Source organism: Vibrio sp. MEBiC08052 (genome assembly GCF_001506075.1).
GTDB lineage: Bacteria > Pseudomonadota > Gammaproteobacteria > Enterobacterales > Vibrionaceae > Vibrio.
The window spans coordinates 461602-478463 of sequence record NZ_KQ947475.1 but is presented as its reverse complement, the minus strand read 5'-3'; the positions used below and the strand labels follow the sequence as shown (position 1 = coordinate 478463).

General features: G+C 46.8%; 13 protein-coding genes. 2 read left to right on the top strand and 11 right to left on the bottom strand.

What is annotated here, in order from left to right; all coding sequences use genetic code 11:
• Positions 1-9: 9 nt before the first annotated feature.
• The gene (locus VRK_RS02215; protein WP_059119896.1) at positions 10-492 is read left to right on the top strand and encodes a DoxX family protein; all 483 of its coding nucleotides are present in this window, start codon (positions 10-12) and stop codon (positions 490-492) included.
• Positions 493-573: 81 nt separating this feature from the next.
• On the opposite strand, the gene parC is transcribed toward VRK_RS02215, so the two are convergent.
• From parC to nudF, 6 genes are all read right to left on the bottom strand, one after another.
• The gene (parC, locus tag VRK_RS02210) at positions 574-2868 is read right to left on the bottom strand and encodes a DNA topoisomerase IV subunit A (protein ID WP_059119895.1); all 2295 of its coding nucleotides are present in this window, start codon (positions 2866-2868) and stop codon (positions 574-576) included.
• Between the two features lie 2 nt (positions 2869-2870).
• The gene (gene parE, locus VRK_RS02205; protein ID WP_059119894.1) at positions 2871-4751 is read right to left on the bottom strand and encodes a DNA topoisomerase IV subunit B; all 1881 of its coding nucleotides are present in this window, start codon (positions 4749-4751) and stop codon (positions 2871-2873) included.
• Positions 4752-4997: 246 nt separating this feature from the next.
• Positions 4998-5582: an esterase YqiA gene (gene yqiA, locus VRK_RS02200; protein WP_059119893.1), complete on the bottom strand. Its 585-nt coding sequence runs from the start codon at positions 5580-5582 to the stop codon at positions 4998-5000.
• A gap of 41 nt (positions 5583-5623) precedes the next feature.
• Positions 5624-6445, bottom strand: coding sequence for a 3',5'-cyclic-AMP phosphodiesterase (cpdA, locus tag VRK_RS02195; protein WP_059119892.1), 822 nt, complete (start codon positions 6443-6445; stop codon positions 5624-5626).
• 12 nt (positions 6446-6457) lie between these two features.
• Complete coding sequence (locus VRK_RS02190) at positions 6458-6916, bottom strand: DUF1249 family protein (RefSeq protein WP_059119891.1); 459 nt, start codon at positions 6914-6916, stop codon at positions 6458-6460.
• Positions 6904-7533 carry an ADP-ribose diphosphatase gene (nudF, locus tag VRK_RS02185; RefSeq protein WP_059119890.1) on the bottom strand — a complete coding sequence of 210 codons (630 nt, stop codon included), beginning with the start codon at positions 7531-7533 and terminating at the stop codon, positions 6904-6906. The genes VRK_RS02190 and nudF overlap by 13 nt, the downstream gene beginning before the upstream one ends.
• A 233-nt stretch (positions 7534-7766) precedes the next feature.
• On the opposite strand from nudF, the gene tolC reads away from it, so the two are divergent.
• Complete coding sequence (gene tolC, locus VRK_RS02180) at positions 7767-9074, top strand: outer membrane channel protein TolC (RefSeq protein ID WP_059119889.1); 1308 nt, start codon at positions 7767-7769, stop codon at positions 9072-9074.
• A gap of 89 nt (positions 9075-9163) precedes the next feature.
• On the opposite strand, the gene hldE is transcribed toward tolC, so the two are convergent.
• The 5 genes from hldE to VRK_RS02160 all read right to left on the bottom strand — a co-directional run bounded on the left by hldE (position 9164) and on the right by VRK_RS02160 (position 16778).
• The gene (gene hldE / locus VRK_RS02175; protein WP_059119888.1) at positions 9164-10594 is read right to left on the bottom strand and encodes a bifunctional D-glycero-beta-D-manno-heptose-7-phosphate kinase/D-glycero-beta-D-manno-heptose 1-phosphate adenylyltransferase HldE; all 1431 of its coding nucleotides are present in this window, start codon (positions 10592-10594) and stop codon (positions 9164-9166) included.
• Between the two features lie 77 nt (positions 10595-10671).
• Positions 10672-13518 carry a bifunctional [glutamate--ammonia ligase]-adenylyl-L-tyrosine phosphorylase/[glutamate--ammonia-ligase] adenylyltransferase gene (glnE, locus tag VRK_RS02170; protein WP_059119887.1) on the bottom strand — a complete coding sequence of 949 codons (2847 nt, stop codon included), beginning with the start codon at positions 13516-13518 and terminating at the stop codon, positions 10672-10674.
• Positions 13519-13679: 161 nt separating this feature from the next.
• Positions 13680-14936, bottom strand: coding sequence for a methyl-accepting chemotaxis protein (locus VRK_RS02165; protein WP_059119886.1), 1257 nt, complete (start codon positions 14934-14936; stop codon positions 13680-13682).
• On the bottom strand, positions 14933-15055 hold the full coding sequence (locus VRK_RS21550) for a hypothetical protein (RefSeq protein ID WP_269431940.1): 123 nt from the start codon (positions 15053-15055) through the stop codon (positions 14933-14935). The genes VRK_RS02165 and VRK_RS21550 overlap by 4 nt, the downstream gene beginning before the upstream one ends.
• A 202-nt stretch (positions 15056-15257) precedes the next feature.
• Complete coding sequence (locus VRK_RS02160; protein ID WP_059119885.1) at positions 15258-16778, bottom strand: CYTH and CHAD domain-containing protein; 1521 nt, start codon at positions 16776-16778, stop codon at positions 15258-15260.
• Positions 16779-16862: the final 84 nt, after the last annotated feature.

Genomic DNA, 16862 nt, shown 5'->3' with positions numbered 1-16862 from the left:
GAGCTGGTTATGTCACCGCCATTACTCAAGAAAATCGTAGTCTCTCCGTGGACAGAATCGATCATTTTACTGCTGAGTCGCTTTGGCCTCGCTGCAATCTTCTGGCTGTCCGGGCAAACCAAAATCGAAGGATTTTCTTTCAACTTGATTTCCGGCCCAATTCATCTGGGCTGGCCGACCATTAAGGACAGTACATTTACCTTGTTCGAATATGAATACAACCTACCGCTCATCCCTTATGTGTTGGCCGCTTACCTTGCCACCATTGCCGAGCATCTGCTTTCTATTTTATTGCTCACCGGATTAATGACTCGCCTTGCCGCGCTGGGAATTTTTGGCATGACACTGGTGATTCAGGTTTTTGTTTACCCGGATGCTTATCCGACACATGCGACATGGTTAGCACTGAGCGCTTGGATCATGTACAAGGGAGCCGGGACAATTTCATTAGATTATTTACTGCGTTTTCGCCACCATCACCCGGCAAGCTAATCAATATCGATACATAAAAAAACTGGGCGATCTTCATCGCCCAGTTAGTCTGTTTCATTTCAGTAAAGCATGTCAGTTCAGTCAAGCATCATCACTGCCAGTTTGATGTTGCGCACCTTCCTCAGCAGCCAAATCTTCGATATCAATCCGGGTCACCCGTTGCAGACCACGCGGCAATAATGCACCTCTCCGGCCTCGTTCGCCCCGGAAGTTTTCCAGATCATCCGGCTTCAGTCCGAGCTTACGTTTACCTGCATAGATCGTAATCGCAGCGCCTTGCGGCAGCACCATCAGGTGAGAAACAAACTCTTCTCTTTCTTTGGCCTTCGCCGAAGGAATATTAATGATCTTGTTGCCTTTGCCTTTACCCAGTTGAGGCAGATCTTTAATCGGGAATAGCAACATGCGGCCCTGATTGGTGATCGCCATAATTTCATCGGATTCTAAACTGTTCAGCGGTTGCGGCGTCATGATCAGCGCGTTATTCGGTAAATTTACCAACGCCTTACCACTGCGGTTCTTGGAGAGAAAATCACTCCCCTTACAGACAAATCCATATCCGGCATCCGAGCCCACCAGCCACAGTTGATCTTCATCGCCCATCACCACCTGACGGATTTGTGTACCTTCCGCAACATTCAGACGCCCGGTAATCGGCTCTCCCTGAGAACGGGCCGAAGGAAAGGTATGCGCTTCGAGTGAATAACTGCGGCCATCACTACCAAAGAAAACCGCCTGCTGATTACTTTTCCCACAAGCATGAGCCAGATATTGGTCACCCGATTTATAATTCAGTCCCTGACAGTCAATATCATGACCTTTGGCATGGCGAATCCAGCCTTTATCCGACAAGATTACCGTAATCGGCTCACTCGGCACCAGTTCTCTTTCCGTCAATGCTTTCGCTTCAGCTCTTTCAACCAACGGAGAACGACGATCATCACCATATTTCTCGGCATCGGCTTTCAGCTCTTTTTTCAGCAGCGTATTCAAACGACGCTCCGAGCCAAGCAGTTGCTCTAATTTATCCCGTTCTTTTTCCAGCTCTTCTTGCTCAGCACGGATTTTAAATTCTTCCAGTTTCGCTAAATGACGTAAGCGCGTATCCAAAACCGCATTTGCTTGAATTTCAGAAATTCCAAAACGAGCCATGAGAACTTCTTTCGGCTCATCTTCGTTGCGGATAATCTCGATGACTTCATCGATATTCAGGTAGGCAATCAGCAAGCCTTCAAGAATGTGTAATCTTGCCAGAACTTTATCCAGTCGGTGCTGCAAGCGACGCTTCACCGTATTGCGGCGGAATTCAAGCCATTCGGACAAAATTTCCACTAATCCTTTCACCTGAGGACGATTATCCAGACCAATCATATTCAGGTTCACGCGGAAGCTTTTTTCTAAATCAGTCGAAACAAACAGATGATTCATCAGAACGTCACAATCGACTTTTTTCTTACTCGGCACAATGATAATCCGCGTCGGATTCTCATGGTCTGACTCATCGCGCAGATCTTCGACCATCGGCAGTTTCTTCGCTCGCATCTGGCTGGCGATCTGCTCTAACAGTTTGGCACCGGAAACCTGATGAGGCAGCGCGGTGATAACAATATCACCACCTTCTTTATGCCAAACCGCACGCATTTTGATACTGCCACGACCGGTCCGATATATTTTTTCAATATCGGTACGCGCAGAGACGATTTCCGCTTCCGTCGGATAATCCGGTCCCTGAACATACCCCATGATCTCCTCTAAACCGGCCTGAGGTTTATCGATGAGATGAATGGTAGCATCCGTGATTTCCCGGACATTATGCGGTGGAATGTCGGTCGCCATCCCGACAGCAATCCCCGTCACACCATTGAGCAGGATATGCGGTAAACGAGCCGGCAGCATTTGTGGCTCATTCATGGTGCCATCAAAGTTCGGCTGCCATTCAACCGTCCCTTGTCCGAGTTCACCCAATAGAACTTCCGCAAAACGAGACAGTTTGGCTTCGGTATAACGCATCGCTGCAAAAGATTTCGGATCATCCGGCGCCCCCCAGTTCCCTTGACCATCCACCAGCGGATGACGGTAAGAGAAAGGTTGTGCCATCAGAACCATTGCTTCATAACAGGCTGAGTCACCATGGGGATGATATTTACCCAGCACATCCCCGACGGTCCGTGCCGATTTTTTATATTTGGCCGAAGCAGATAGCCCAAGCTCCGACATCGCATAAATAATACGGCGCTGAACCGGTTTCAGACCGTCACCGATGTAAGGCAGTGCACGGTCCATAATGACGTACATCGAGTAGTTCAGGTATGCGTCTTCCGTAAATTTACGTAACGGCAGCTGTTCTACTCCGTCAAAACTGATTTCTGTTGCCATCTTTATACCTCTGCCAAATCACCGTTGTGTTGCAACCAAGATCTTCTGTCGTCCGCTCTTTTCTTCCCGAGGAGCATATCCATCATCTCATCAGTCGCTTCAATATCGTCGATCGTGAGTTGAACAAGACGGCGTGTATTCGGATCCATAGTTGTTTCACGTAACTGAAGTGGATTCATCTCCCCCAGTCCTTTAAAACGCTGCACGTTGATTTTGGCTTTTTTCTGACTCAGGCGTTCTAGCACACCATCTTTTTCCTGATCATCCAATGCATAATAAACCTCCTTACCACAATCGATTCGGTAAAGAGGAGGCATCGCAACATAGACATGTCCGGCGCGCACCAATGCAGGAAAGTGGCGCGTAAATAGCGCACATAATAGGGTTGCGATATGCAGACCATCCGAATCCGCATCCGCGAGAATACAAACTTTACCGTAACGCAGATTATCCAGATCATCGTTGTCAGGGTCGATCCCCAAAGCCACCGAAATATCATGAACTTCCTGTGAAGCCAGCACCTGATCGGCTGACACTTCCCATGTGTTCAGAATTTTCCCCCGCAGTGGCATAACGGCCTGAAACTCACGATCTCTGGCCTGCTTGGCGCTCCCTCCGGCGGAATCCCCTTCCACCAAAAACAATTCGGTGCGGCTCAGATCTTGAACGGTACAGTCTGTCAGTTTCCCCGGCAGCGCTGGCCCTGAAGCAATTTTTTTGCGGACGACTTTTTTGCTGGCTCGCATCCGACGATGGGCATTCGCAATACAGACTTCCGCCAATAGCTCCGCCAGTTGTGGTTTTTCGTTCAGCCATAGACTGAATGCGTCTTTGACGACGCCGGAAACAAATGCTGCGGTTTGACGCGATGACAGGCGCTCCTTAGTTTGACCGGCAAACTGCGGATCTTGCATTTTGACAGACAGCACATAGGAACAACGATCAAAAACGTCTTCACCCGTGAGCTTGACGCCTCGCGGCAACAAGTTGCGGAACTCACAAAACTCACGCATGGCATCGAGTAACCCCTGACGCAATCCGTTGACATGCGTCCCGCCTAATGGGGTCGGAATCAAGTTGACGTAGCTTTCGGTGATCATATCACCACCTTCGGGTTGCCAAATAACAGCCCAGGTCGCAGCTTCAATTTCAGCTTTAAACTCACCGGTAAAAGGTTCCTCGGGCAAAAGCGTATACCCTTTCACACCTTCTGCCAGATAATCTTTCAAACCGTCTTCGTAGAACCAACGGTAATCATTACCATTGACTTTATCTTCGAAAGTGATTTCGAGACCGGGACATAACACCGCTTTGGCACGCAGGTTATTGATCAGTCGGGAAACCGAAAAATTACCTGAATCAAAGTAGCTGCTATCCGGCCAGAAGTGAACACTGGTACCTGTATTTCTACGACCACAGGTGCCGGTCACTGTCAGATCAGAGACTTTATCGCCATGCTCAAATGCAATCTCATAGACCTGTCCATCACGCCGAACAGTAACTTCGACACGTTTGGACAAGGCATTGACGACCGAAATACCCACCCCGTGCAAACCACCGGAGAACTGATAATTTTTATTGGAAAATTTTCCTCCGGCATGAAGCTTACACATGATCAGCTCAACGCCTGAGACTTTCTCTTCCGGATGAATATCAACAGGCATGCCTCGCCCGTTGTCGATCACTTCCAGAGATTGGTCAGAATGAAGAATAACTTGGACCTTCGATGCATACCCGGCTAACGCTTCATCAACACTATTATCAATGACCTCCTGACCTAAATGGTTCGGACGTGCGGTATCGGTATACATCCCAGGTCTGCGACGTACTGGTTCTAAGCCATTCAATACTTCAATGGCACCAGCATTATATTGTTCAGTCATATTTCGGGATGCTTATATCAATCAATGATTCTAACTCTGCGCTCAATCTGTAAACATTTCGAGACTATTTACAGTTGTCACTGAAAAAAGTTTATTTGTATGGCACACATCATACGTGGGAAGCGATAGAGACTTCAATCCTCCCCCTTTCCCGTCGATGTTTGAGGTATAGTCAGGAAGAGAAGACTTCCTGTCAAGCTTCTGTCAGGCTTCGGCCTTAGTTTCTGACACTTTTCTCAATGCATGTCAAAGTTCCAGAAACTCAAGAATAGCAGCAGCGTAGCGTTCAAAGCCAACAAAACTATGATCGCCCCCCTGTTCTACGGTTTGTCGAGAATTGCGAAATTTGTCAACAGCCTGACGATAATCCAGCACTTCATCGCCCATTTGTTGTAACAGCCAAAACTGGGCCGGGTCAGGCAGCACCTCAATATCCAGCGCTTTAAGCTCCTCGATATGACAAGCCGCCAGAGTATATTTTTCGTCGGTGTATGGATTCACTTGTTCGCCAAGATAGTCTTGTAACAATTCGTAAGGGCGAACCGCTGGATTGACGACCACCGCTCTGAGATGAAACTGTGAGTTCAGCCAGATAGACAGATAGCCACCGAGCGAGCTACCCACCAGACCAATACGATATTCTTGCTGTTTATCTCGAATCAACTCACAAAGCATCCGGGCAGCAGCCTCAGGGAAGCAGGGAAGCTGTGGCACAATCACCCGCATGTCAGGACGATAATCACGGCAGTATTGCTGCATGATCATCGCTTTATGGGATAAAGGGGAACTGTTAAAACCGTGAATATAGATCAATAAAGAAGGTTTACGCATTGATTGCCTCATCTTCTGTCTACGCGGGTGATTATCTGTTATCAGTATCCGTTTGCTGAGAAATCGGGTAAGAAAAGACCTTGCTTCAAACGACCAACTTGTGTCGTCAGTTGTCCGTCAGGATGAAGTTCAAGCTCACGCCAGCCGGGAGAGACCAAATCCAGTGCAAATTCATCGGAGTGCGGTTTAAACTGGACACAAGTCGAGGGTGTAGACATCACCTGAATCCCATGATAATCACGTTCCATCACCTGATGGACATGACCACATATCACGCCTTTGACGTGAGGGTATTGCAACAGAATATCCCAAAACGAATCGCTATTTTTCAACGTATGCTGATCCAACCAACGACTGCCGACTAACAGAGGGTGATGATGGAGCAAGATAAGCGTATGTCTTGCCTGAGTCTCACGTAAAATGTCGTCCATCAGTTGCAGCTGCTCCGGGCTGATATAACCATAGGGAACACCGGAGACCTGTGAATCGAGCAAAATCATCTGCCAGTGGGCTCCCACTGTCACATGTCTCGGTTGGACGATTTGAGAGTTCGCCAGAATGTTTTTCATCGCGATCTGCTCATCATGATTTCCCGGCAGGCACAAACAAGGCTTCTGCAAAGGAGCAATGCCGTCTACAAACAACTGGTAAGACGCTTCGGAATGATCCTGAGAGATATCTCCGGTCGCCAGAATGAGCTGATAATCAACATCCCTCGCGATGACTTCTTGCACGACCGCTTTAAAACTATTTGCCGTATTGACGCTGAGCAAGCTGCCCTCATCAGAAGCAAACAAATGAGTATCGGTCATCTGAAGCAGTTTTATACTATCAAGATGTTCGGTGTGAAACGATACGTCCAAATCTACTTAACCTTATGAAGATGATCGATCTCGGATATTAATCGGTGCGCGAGTAATACCATGCTTTAAACAAAAGGTCAGCCAATCCCCCAAAAAACGGTTGGTCTGCGCCTTTTCATCTTTTTGTACCATGCTATCGTTCGGGTAGTCGTAACGAGGCTTTAATCGGTGTATCTGCTCAGCGCTGCACACCTCAGCAACACGTGCATCATGATATAACCTGACAGACATGGTCGGTAGCGGAAATACAGCCACATCATCACTCTGACATATTTTAACCAAAGTCGTATATTTGGTTACTTCCATGACTTCGAGTTGATAATTCATACGCAAGGCTTGGTAACAACGCACATCCTCAGCACTGTGCATCGCTGGCAACAACGCATTTAGTTTTGCATAGTTTGTTTCATAGACCCGCATCAGTTCCGGTAAATCAACATGATACGGTTTTTTCATTGCTACTTCTGCCATTGTATCTTCAGTTCTTCCCAGTTTAACGCCAACCACTGTAGCGCGATAATGGAGGCACCATTTTCAATCTTACCCGTCTTCACCCAGTCGTAAGCCGTTTCCCGACTTAGCACATGGACACGAATATCCTCATCTTCCCCATCCAACCCATGAACACCATGCGCTATAGAGGCATCGACTTCACCGACATAGACGTCAATCATTTCATTGCATCCGCCAGATGAAGGATAGTATGACGTCACCGGAACAATCCGTTCGACATCGAGTCCCGCTTCTTCGACCGCTTCGCGACGAACCACGTCTTCCGAAGATTCCCCTTCTTCGACAATCCCGGCAACGACTTCAAACTGCCATGGATGCCGATGTTCAAGCGCGCCAACACGGATTTGTTCAATTAAGACCACCTGATCAAGCACTGGATCGTAAGGAAGCACCGCAGCAGCACGCCCGCGCACAAACATCTCCCGTTCAACAACCCGACTCCAGCCACCTTCAAACTGCCTATATTTGAAATAATACTTTACCATTTTGAAGAAGCCGTTAAAAAGTGTCTCTTTTTTGACAACCTGCAAATCTTGAGCAGAAAACTGTGTCGGCTCTTTTTGTGATGATCGCATTCTTTCTATTCTCCATTTGAATCTTTAAATTTAACCATGTAAGAGTTTACGTACCAAGGATGCAGCTCAATTTTTTATATAAAAATTACTAAAATAGTTAAATTAAGTAATTTGTTTACTATACAGATGGATAATTAACCAGAAAAATGACAAACTGCCTGAGCACTTCTTAGGAAATTTAAGTTAAACTAGCGAGCGCAATCTCTCATGACAATATTGCAGGAATAGGAAGAATGAAAAAACTGCTCCCACTATGCGTCAGTATCACTCTGGGAAGTCTGTCCCCAATCGTTTGGGCAGATACCCTTGCGGAAATCTATGACCAAGCCAAACAAAATGACCCCCAGTTGCTTAGCGCTGCAGCACAACGAGACTCAGCCTATGAAGCAATAAAGTCAACTCGGGGAGAACTATTACCACAGATTAACCTGTCAACAGGTTACAACGTTATCAGCAGTAATAAAGATATTGCAGATAGCAAGCAGTGGTCAGCGGGTGTGACTTTATCTCAGACGCTTTATGACAGAAACAGCTGGCTGAACTTGGGCATCGCTGAAAAATCAGCACGCCAAGTTGATTCTCAATATGCACAAACGCAGCAGAATCTCATTTTGCGTGTTGCTCAAGCTTACTTCGAAGTGCTTAGAGCAAAAGATAACCTCGCTTTTGTACGTGCTGAAAAGAATGCGGTTGCGCGTCAACTGGAACAGACTAAACAACGATTTGAAGTCGGTTTATCTGCGATTACTGATGTCCACGATGCTCAGGCACAATATGATAGTGTTCTGGCTGATGAAGTTTTAGCGGAAAATAGCCTGACTAACAGCTACGAAGCCATTCGTGAAATTACCGGTCAGGAACACGCTCACCTCAGTCCATTGGATACCAATCGTTTCTCGGCCAGTAAAATGGACAACTCGATGACTGAGCTGGTAAATGAAGCCCAGAAGAAGAATTTATCGCTTTTGACGGCCAGAATCGCCCAAGATATCGCCCGTGAAAAAATTGCTTTAGCCAGTTCAGGACATTTGCCCAATCTAAGTCTGGATGCGGGTTACAGCACTAAACATGAGTATGAACAGTCAAATGCGAACTATAACGCCTTCGATCCAATTAATAATGTCAGTGTCGGCGTCAACCTCTCGGTGCCGCTTTATACCGGTGGTAAAATCACCGCTGAGACCAAAAGAGCCGAATATGGTTTAACACAAGCCAGTCAGGATCTTGAAGCAAGCTACCGTAGCGTCGTCAAAAATGTTCGCGCATACAATAACAACATCAATGCTTCTATCGAAGCGATCCGGGCTTACCAACAAGCGGTCGTGTCGGCAAAATCGGCACTACAAGCAACTGAAGCCGGTTTTGATGTCGGAACCCGCACCATTGTGGATGTATTGGATTCCACCCGTCGCCTCTATGATGCAAACAGAAATCTCTCAGATGCACGTTATGACTACATTCTGAATGTACTTCAATTAAAACAGGCTGTCGGCACGTTAAACGAACAAGATATTCTTGATATCAACGCTGGCCTGAAATAGTCACCTACACGTCAGAATGCCAGTTACATTGACAATAAAGCCAGCAAAATGCTGGCTTTATTTATTTGAGCAACAATTGATAAAAGCATTTAACCACGGCCACCTTTGATCGCTTCAATGATTTCAGAAGTTGAGCAACCATCTTCAAAGTTAAGCACCCGTACTTCTCCGCCGGCGGCAATGACTTCCTGACCACCCGCGATCTCTTCAGGACGATAATCACCGCCTTTGACCAGTAGATCCGGTAATACGGTCGCAATCAGACGTTGCGGAGTATCTTCGCTGAACGGGACAACCCAATCGACCGCACCCAACCCAGCCAGAACCGCCATGCGACGATCGGTCGGATTGACCGGACGGCCCGGGCCTTTCAGCCGCTTCACCGACTCATCGGTATTCACAGCCACAATCAGACGATCGCCCAATTGAGCGGCATGATTGAGATAAGAGACGTGCCCGGCATGAAGAATATCGAAACAGCCATTGGTCATCACGACTTTCTCTCCGTGAGCCTGCGCTTTTCTGACAGCTTCAATCAGTGCTTTCTCACCGATAACACCGAAATCGGTATCCTGACTGCCATGAATCGCTTCCGCCAGTTCAATCGTTGAAACCGTTGATGTTCCGACTTTGCCAACGACAATCCCGGCTGCCGCATTAGCCAGCGCACAAGCTTCATCCAATGGTTTCCCTGCGGCAACCGAAGCTGCCAGAACGGAAATAACCGTATCACCGGCACCAGTCACGTCATAAACTTCTTTAGCCAGCGTTGGTAAATGAAACGGTTCATAACCACGACGTAACAAGGTCATCCCATGCTCACTTCGCGTCACTAACAAGGCATCGAGTTCGAATTTGTCAATCAATACAAACCCTTTGGCAACCAGCTCATCTTCTGAATGAACCTTGCCGACCACCATCTCAAACTCAGCCATGTTAGGGGTGAGCAGTGTCGCGCCCCGATAGCGTTCGAAATCAGCCCCTTTCGGATCAATGAAGACCGGCACACCGAACTGTTTGGCTTTCTGAATAAACTGCTGTACATGCTCGAGTGCCCCTTTCGCATAATCAGACAGAATGACGGAGCGAACCTGAGGGAGCGCACTTTCCATGCGGGACAATACCAGCTCGGGATCGGTATTCTCGAATTTATCTTCAAAATCAAGGCGGATTAACTGTTGTCCACGACTTAAGACACGTAACTTGGTAATCGTCGGATAAGAAGGCAAGGCCACAAAATGACAATGAACATTTAATGAAGTCAGCTTTTCTTCCAAAACTGCGGCGGGCTCGTCTTGTCCGGTTAACCCGACAAGGTGTGCCTGTCCGCCAAGCGATGCAATATTCATGGCAACGTTTGCTGCCCCGCCCGGACGTTCCTCATTATGTTCGACTTTCACGACAGGAACCGGGGCTTCCGGTGAAATTCGCCCAGTCGGACCATACCAGTAACGGTCCAGCATGACATCACCAACAATTAAAACACCTGCTTGATTATAGTCAGGTAGAATTGGCTTCATTAGAAATCTCCAGTTTTTCGATTTGCTCAGAGTTTATCACAGCCGAATCACAGGCTGAATAACCACTCTCCGAGATATTATCCCAGCCATTGTTGCCATGCCTGAGTCACCACTTGACGTTCGGTCATGAGTTTATCCTGACTCACGTCCGCATCCAGATTCAGCAAATTACGGTGATGAATTTGGTCTCTCATCGTGGTATAGGCCTCAATGAGTGCCTGCATCTGTTCTGATGACATCATACCGACCGCCATCAACGACTCGAAAATTCTGACATTATCCGACCATCGGGTCAGTTCCGGGTACTGACTGCTATAAGCAAGCACCAGATACTGTGCCAGAAATTCAACATCCGTAATCCCGCCACGATCTTGTTTAATCATAAAACGGCCTGTTTTTTTCTCCGCGAGGTGCTGACGCATTTTCTCTCGCATCTCAACCACTTCTCGTTTCAGGACGATTTCATCTCGGACAAGACTCAACACCTGATGACGCGTTTGCACAAATGCCTCCGCCAGTGGTTCATCGCCATAAATCATTCGTGCACGAACAAGTGCCTGATGTTCCCATGTCCACGCTTCCTGATGCTGATATTCGGCAAAAGCACTGACCGGTGCCACTAATAACCCCGAAGCCCCTGAAGGTCTGAGGCGCATATCAACGTCATATAAAATACCGGAAGCCGTTCGCACCGAGAAAATATGAATGATGCGTTGTGCCAGACGAAAATAAAACTGCCGGCCATCAATTTCTTTATGACCGTCGGTATTAATATTGGCCGGGCAATCATGGAGGAAAACCAAATCCAGATCGGAGTTATAACCCAGTTCCCAACCACCGACTTTACCGTACCCGATTACCGCAAACCCTCTGCCATGACGCTGATTGAGATGCATCGGCTCACCATACTTCTCTTTTAACTGTTCCCACGCCTGATGAACAACGGCTCCCACAATCGCCTCAGCCAAATAAGTGAGGTGGTCACTCACTTTCATCACAGGCAGCACTTCAGCAATATCAGCAGCGGCAATACGCAGCAAACAGATCTGTTTAAACTGACGCAGACCTTCCATTTGCTGTTCCATATCATCCTGAGGAATGCGAGCTAGAAAATCTCGCAGTTCCACACGGTATTGGTCGAGCGGAATCGGATGATAAAGCTGGTGTGGATCGAGTAATTCGTCGAGCAAAATGGGATAACGAGCCAACTGCTCAGAAATCATCGGACTTGCAGTACATAAGCGGGTTAATTGCATCAGCGCTGCGGGATGCTCATCGAGCAGCTCCAGATAGGTGGTTCGGGTAGCGATACGTTGCAACAGATACAAAACCCGGGAGAAACCGAACTGAGCGTCAGGATGACGGAAAACGGCCTGAAACACTTTCGGCATTAAATGATTCATCACTTCCCGGCCGCGAGGTCCCAAGGTTTTTTTAGCCAGTTCGGTTTTAAATTGCAGCAACACATCCGCTACTTTGCTTTCTGCGGCTAAAGCCAGATCTTTTTGCAGGATATCGGCGACGACTTCCGGTTTATCCGCCATATCCCAAAGTTCTTGATATACCGGCTCAACCGGTGTCTCTTGGCTATCATCTTCATCGCCGATCAAATCTCTGAAGATTTGATGTACTCGAACCATATGAGCCTGAATATCCTGAAGGAGTGTCTCCCAACAATCCATCCCTAAAGCCGTCACGAGGCGCTGCCGGGAACATGAATCATCGGGTAAGGTCTGTGTCTGCTTATCGGCCAAGGCCTGAAGCAGATTTTCCACACGTCTTAAAAATAAATATGCCTGTTGCAGCGAAGTTACGTCGCTCTCACCGAGCAGCCCTAATGTCAGAATCGCATCCAGCGTTTCTAATAAGCTGCGTTTTCTTAAACTCGGCTCGCGTCCCCCGCGAATCAGTTGAAAGGATTGGACAATAAACTCGATCTCCCGGATGCCGCCCGCACCGAGTTTAATATTATTCACCAATCCTCGGCGACGAACTTCACTTTGAATCATCGACTTCATCCGGCGCAGCGACTGAATCGCACTGAAATCAATGTAACGACGAAACACGAAAGGACGTAGCATCTGTCTCAGCTCCTGATAACACGCATACATTTCGCGCCCCATCACGCGTGCTTTGACCATCGCATAACGTTCCCAGTCTCTTCCCTGTTCCTGATAATAGTCTTCTAATGCCGCAAAACTCATCACCAGCGGGCCGCTATCGCCAAAAGGTCTGAGTCGCATATCGACGCGATAGCAAAAACCGTCGGCTGTCTGCTGATCAAGGCTCTTGATGATTCTCTGCCCTAGGCGCGTAAAGAATTGCGCATTCGCAATACTTTTTCGCACCCCTTGCGTTTCACCGTTGTCCGGGTAGGTAAAAATCAAATCGATATCGGATGAAAAATTCAGTTCGCCACCGCCCAATTTGCCCATGCCGATAATTAACATGGGCTGGGTCTCACCTGCTTGATTGACCGGTGTTCCCCAAAGATTGCAACAAAGCGCATATTGCCATTGATATGTTTCAAAAATCAATGCTTCCGCTAATTCGGAGAGATGATGCAAACTTTCTTCAAGTGGCCAGTCCGCCAGAAAATCACGCCAGGCAATGTAAAACATTTCTCGGTTTCTCAGCGCACGAAGAATCTGCTCTCCCGTCGCTTCATCCGGTTCCGAGACCAATTGTTGTTGTAACTGCTGCCGGTAACCGTCTGCCCGGGATTGGCACGTAATCATTGACGGGAACATCTCACATAACTGTGTATCACGCATCAACGCTTCATAAAGGAAATCACTCAATCCCAACACATATTTCAGTTGTTCGGTTAAAACTGAAGGCCAGGATAAGATCACCGGATGTTTTTCCGTCAACCGCTGATAGTTTAAATCGGATAATGTTTGAAGTTCGGATGGTAATTGCATTCGCAGCCTCTTATTATCGGTGCCCTACAAAATGATGAAAAACAGCCAGCTTGAGAAGAATGATGGCAAAAAAAACGCCCACTTGAAGGGATTGCGCCAACGTGATTAAACCACGAAAGTTCAAGAGCCTCTAAGTGAGCGCTTACAATTTCACAACGGGATCATACTTTGAATGAAGTAATCTTCCGATCCAGTTCCTCAGCATTGTTCTGCATGATTTCTGATGTTTCCAGTAACTCACCGACCACGGTGACGGAAGCTTCTACCAACTCACGGACATTGGTTAGATTCTGGTTCATCTCCTCGGCAACACCACTCTGTTGACCGGCAGCACTGGCGATTTGGAAATTCATATCATTGATTTGCTGAATTTGTTCAACGATACCATCCAGTTCACTGCCCGCATTCGTGACCAATTCCACACCGTCAGCCGCTTCAACGACACTCTTTTCCATCAGTCCTACGGCAGAATTCGCACTGTTTTGAAGTTGAGAAATCATATCTTGAATCTCAACCGTTGCCTGTTGGGTTCTCTGAGCAAGATTACGGACTTCGTCAGCAACCACAGCAAATCCGCGGCCAGCTTCACCGGCACGGGCTGCTTCAATCGCAGCATTCAGTGCCAATAAATTAGTCTGTTCAGAAATACTCTGAATTGTGCCGACAACACTACTAATTGCCACAACACGTTCCTCAACTTGATTAACCGCTTGTGCCGATTCAGAAATATCAGTTGAGAGATCGCGCATTTTCAAGACAGTACTCTGAACAAACTCCTGCCCGGTTTTGGCGCGAGAGGAGGCCTGTTCAGTCAACGAGGAGGCACTTTGCGCATGATCAGCAACGGTATGGACCGTAGAAGACATTTCACTCATTGCTGTCGCTAACTGGTCAATTTCATTGAACTCTTCTTGTGCCGATTCTTTGGTCTCGGACATGCTGATTGTCATCACTTCAGTCAAACCGGATAATTCCTGAGAACTGGTAATTTGGAGTTTAATCATGTCCTGCAATTGACGGCGAGTTTTCTCAAGTTCTCTGGCGACATCACCGTATTCATCTTTACATTCCATTTCAACCGGTTCAGATAAATCCCGACTTGCCATGGTCTTAATTGCATCGCTGATATACTGTGTCTGTCTTAACATCACCCTCGCTGCAAACAGCAATAGTATAATGAATACAATAATTAACAGTAACGTTTGCCAAACAACTTGTGTGATATAGGCTTCATAGTGGTGTTGTGCAATCTGAGCATTGTTTGTGGCATCTAAAAGAGCTGAATAAAACACACTGGCATCCCAGAGCTGTTTTGCAACTATCAATATCGTACTGAATACCATCAGTATCACCATCTTGGGAACAAGGCGAAGATCCGTAATTACCCGTTCCCAAGGCTTAAAAGCCAGTTTTGTCATGATCCATCTCCACTAAATCCTAATTTTCCTAATTCAATCATTCCCGTTAAATCACTATGCCTTATTTTTATGATTGTAATAACAATAGAAAGAGCATACCAAAATTCATCTTCAAACATTATGAAGGTCATCAAGAACAGCGTAGATACCCTTATATTTTCAGACTATCTACACTGACAGACTGATTTGAAGCTCAGACTATAACTATTATATCGACTCATCGGAGCTGTTCTGTAGTCTTTTCTTCATGTCAAATATAACAAAAAACAAGAAGCAGGGATCATCGACTGCACCATCCCGACGCCGATTCGATTTTTCAGGTTATGCATGTTTCCAATAAGGTGTCACAGCCATACTAATGTTTCTGGTTTGCTCCATGGCATGAAGGATCGAATTTTCCTGCCGAATCAACCACCGTTTCAATTGCTCTTGCTGCTCGTCTTCAAGCTTATCAACCTGCTGCTCTAATGGTTCAAGCGTTAAAAGATCATCAATACCTTGTAACAAGTCAGCCCATGGCAGTCGAAAGGACTGGCGTTCACTTTCATTATAGAGGCTGGCAAATCCAATTCCTGTGTATAAATTTTTCATCAGGCAATATTGCTGAATCAAATAATCCTGTTTGGAAAACTGCTTATCCGCGGGAAAAGCAGCTAACAACTCATTCCAAGTTCGTTCCAGTTGCTCTGCTGAAAACGGCTCAATCGACTCCGCCATCATGACTCGCGCTTTCTCGTTCAGAAAAGGCTGCCAGCCTTTCGTCAAAATCCAACGACTCAAGTCCAGAATCAAACCGACATAACGAGAACAATAAAATAGCTTTAACATATCTTGCGTTGACGGTAAGTCGTCCTGCAAGGTCCGGAGCTCCGCCAACAAAAACTTCCGAGCATCCAGCTTGCGCAGAATATGACCTTTATCTTCACAGAGATAATCGAGATAGTTGAACATTTTCAGCCAAGACAATTCCTGTTCCAGCCATTTGAGTTCCTGACGTAGGATTGCACTGGCACGTCGAGGCACGATATCACTATAAACAGCAAGCGTCTGACGAATAAAACAAATCGCATGACGAATTTCATGCAGCGCTTCAACTGATTCCTTCTCGACATAAATCTGCTCATGATAATGCCAATGATCTAAAGCATGTTCCAAAGAATGGATAAAACAAGATTCAACCGTGTCATTAGCTGTGGTTTCAACCAAAGCCAGAGACTTCGTTTCATCGCCCACATATCCGAAAGCCAGTCGATAACCTCTGGCAGCCTTACTTAAATTGCCGAGACGAACGCCGCCTTCATCACTCAATGTTCTTGCCAGAGAAAACAAAGCATCGGTCTGACCTGATTTCAATTCCAGTTCAACCTCACAAATCGGAGCTTCCGATTCTCCGGCTATCACTTTCCCCTGATCGAATGCAACTTCAATTTGACTGCCATCAGGCATACCGACGAGCCACTGTTCACGTGTAAAATCAGTTGAAAAGAGAGGGAGAAGTTCAGCTTCTAGTTGCTCGGTACTGCGGTCTTCGGGCCAGATATCTTGAGGATGAAGGGAAAGAGAAGGAGTATTGCTGTCATGTTCGGCATTGTATTCCGGTCGCTGATGTAACCCGGCAACCACCCGTCCAGCGGTTTTCACCGTCTGTACATAGACACCATCGCAACATCGGATTCGCAGGCCGATATCATGCTGACGCAGCCAGTTATCAGGCGTATCAAAATATGTATTCTCTAATTCACGGCAACGATGCTGTAAAACTTTGGTCTGAGCAATCTTACGACGCAAAACATCTGAATATTCAGGAGAAACGAAAAACTTCAGTTCTATCTCAGTTTCCATAACAATACCTTTCGTGGCAGATAGCGACAGGATATTGCCAATTTCGGACAGGAGCAAGTGAGAAATAACATATCATTCATACGC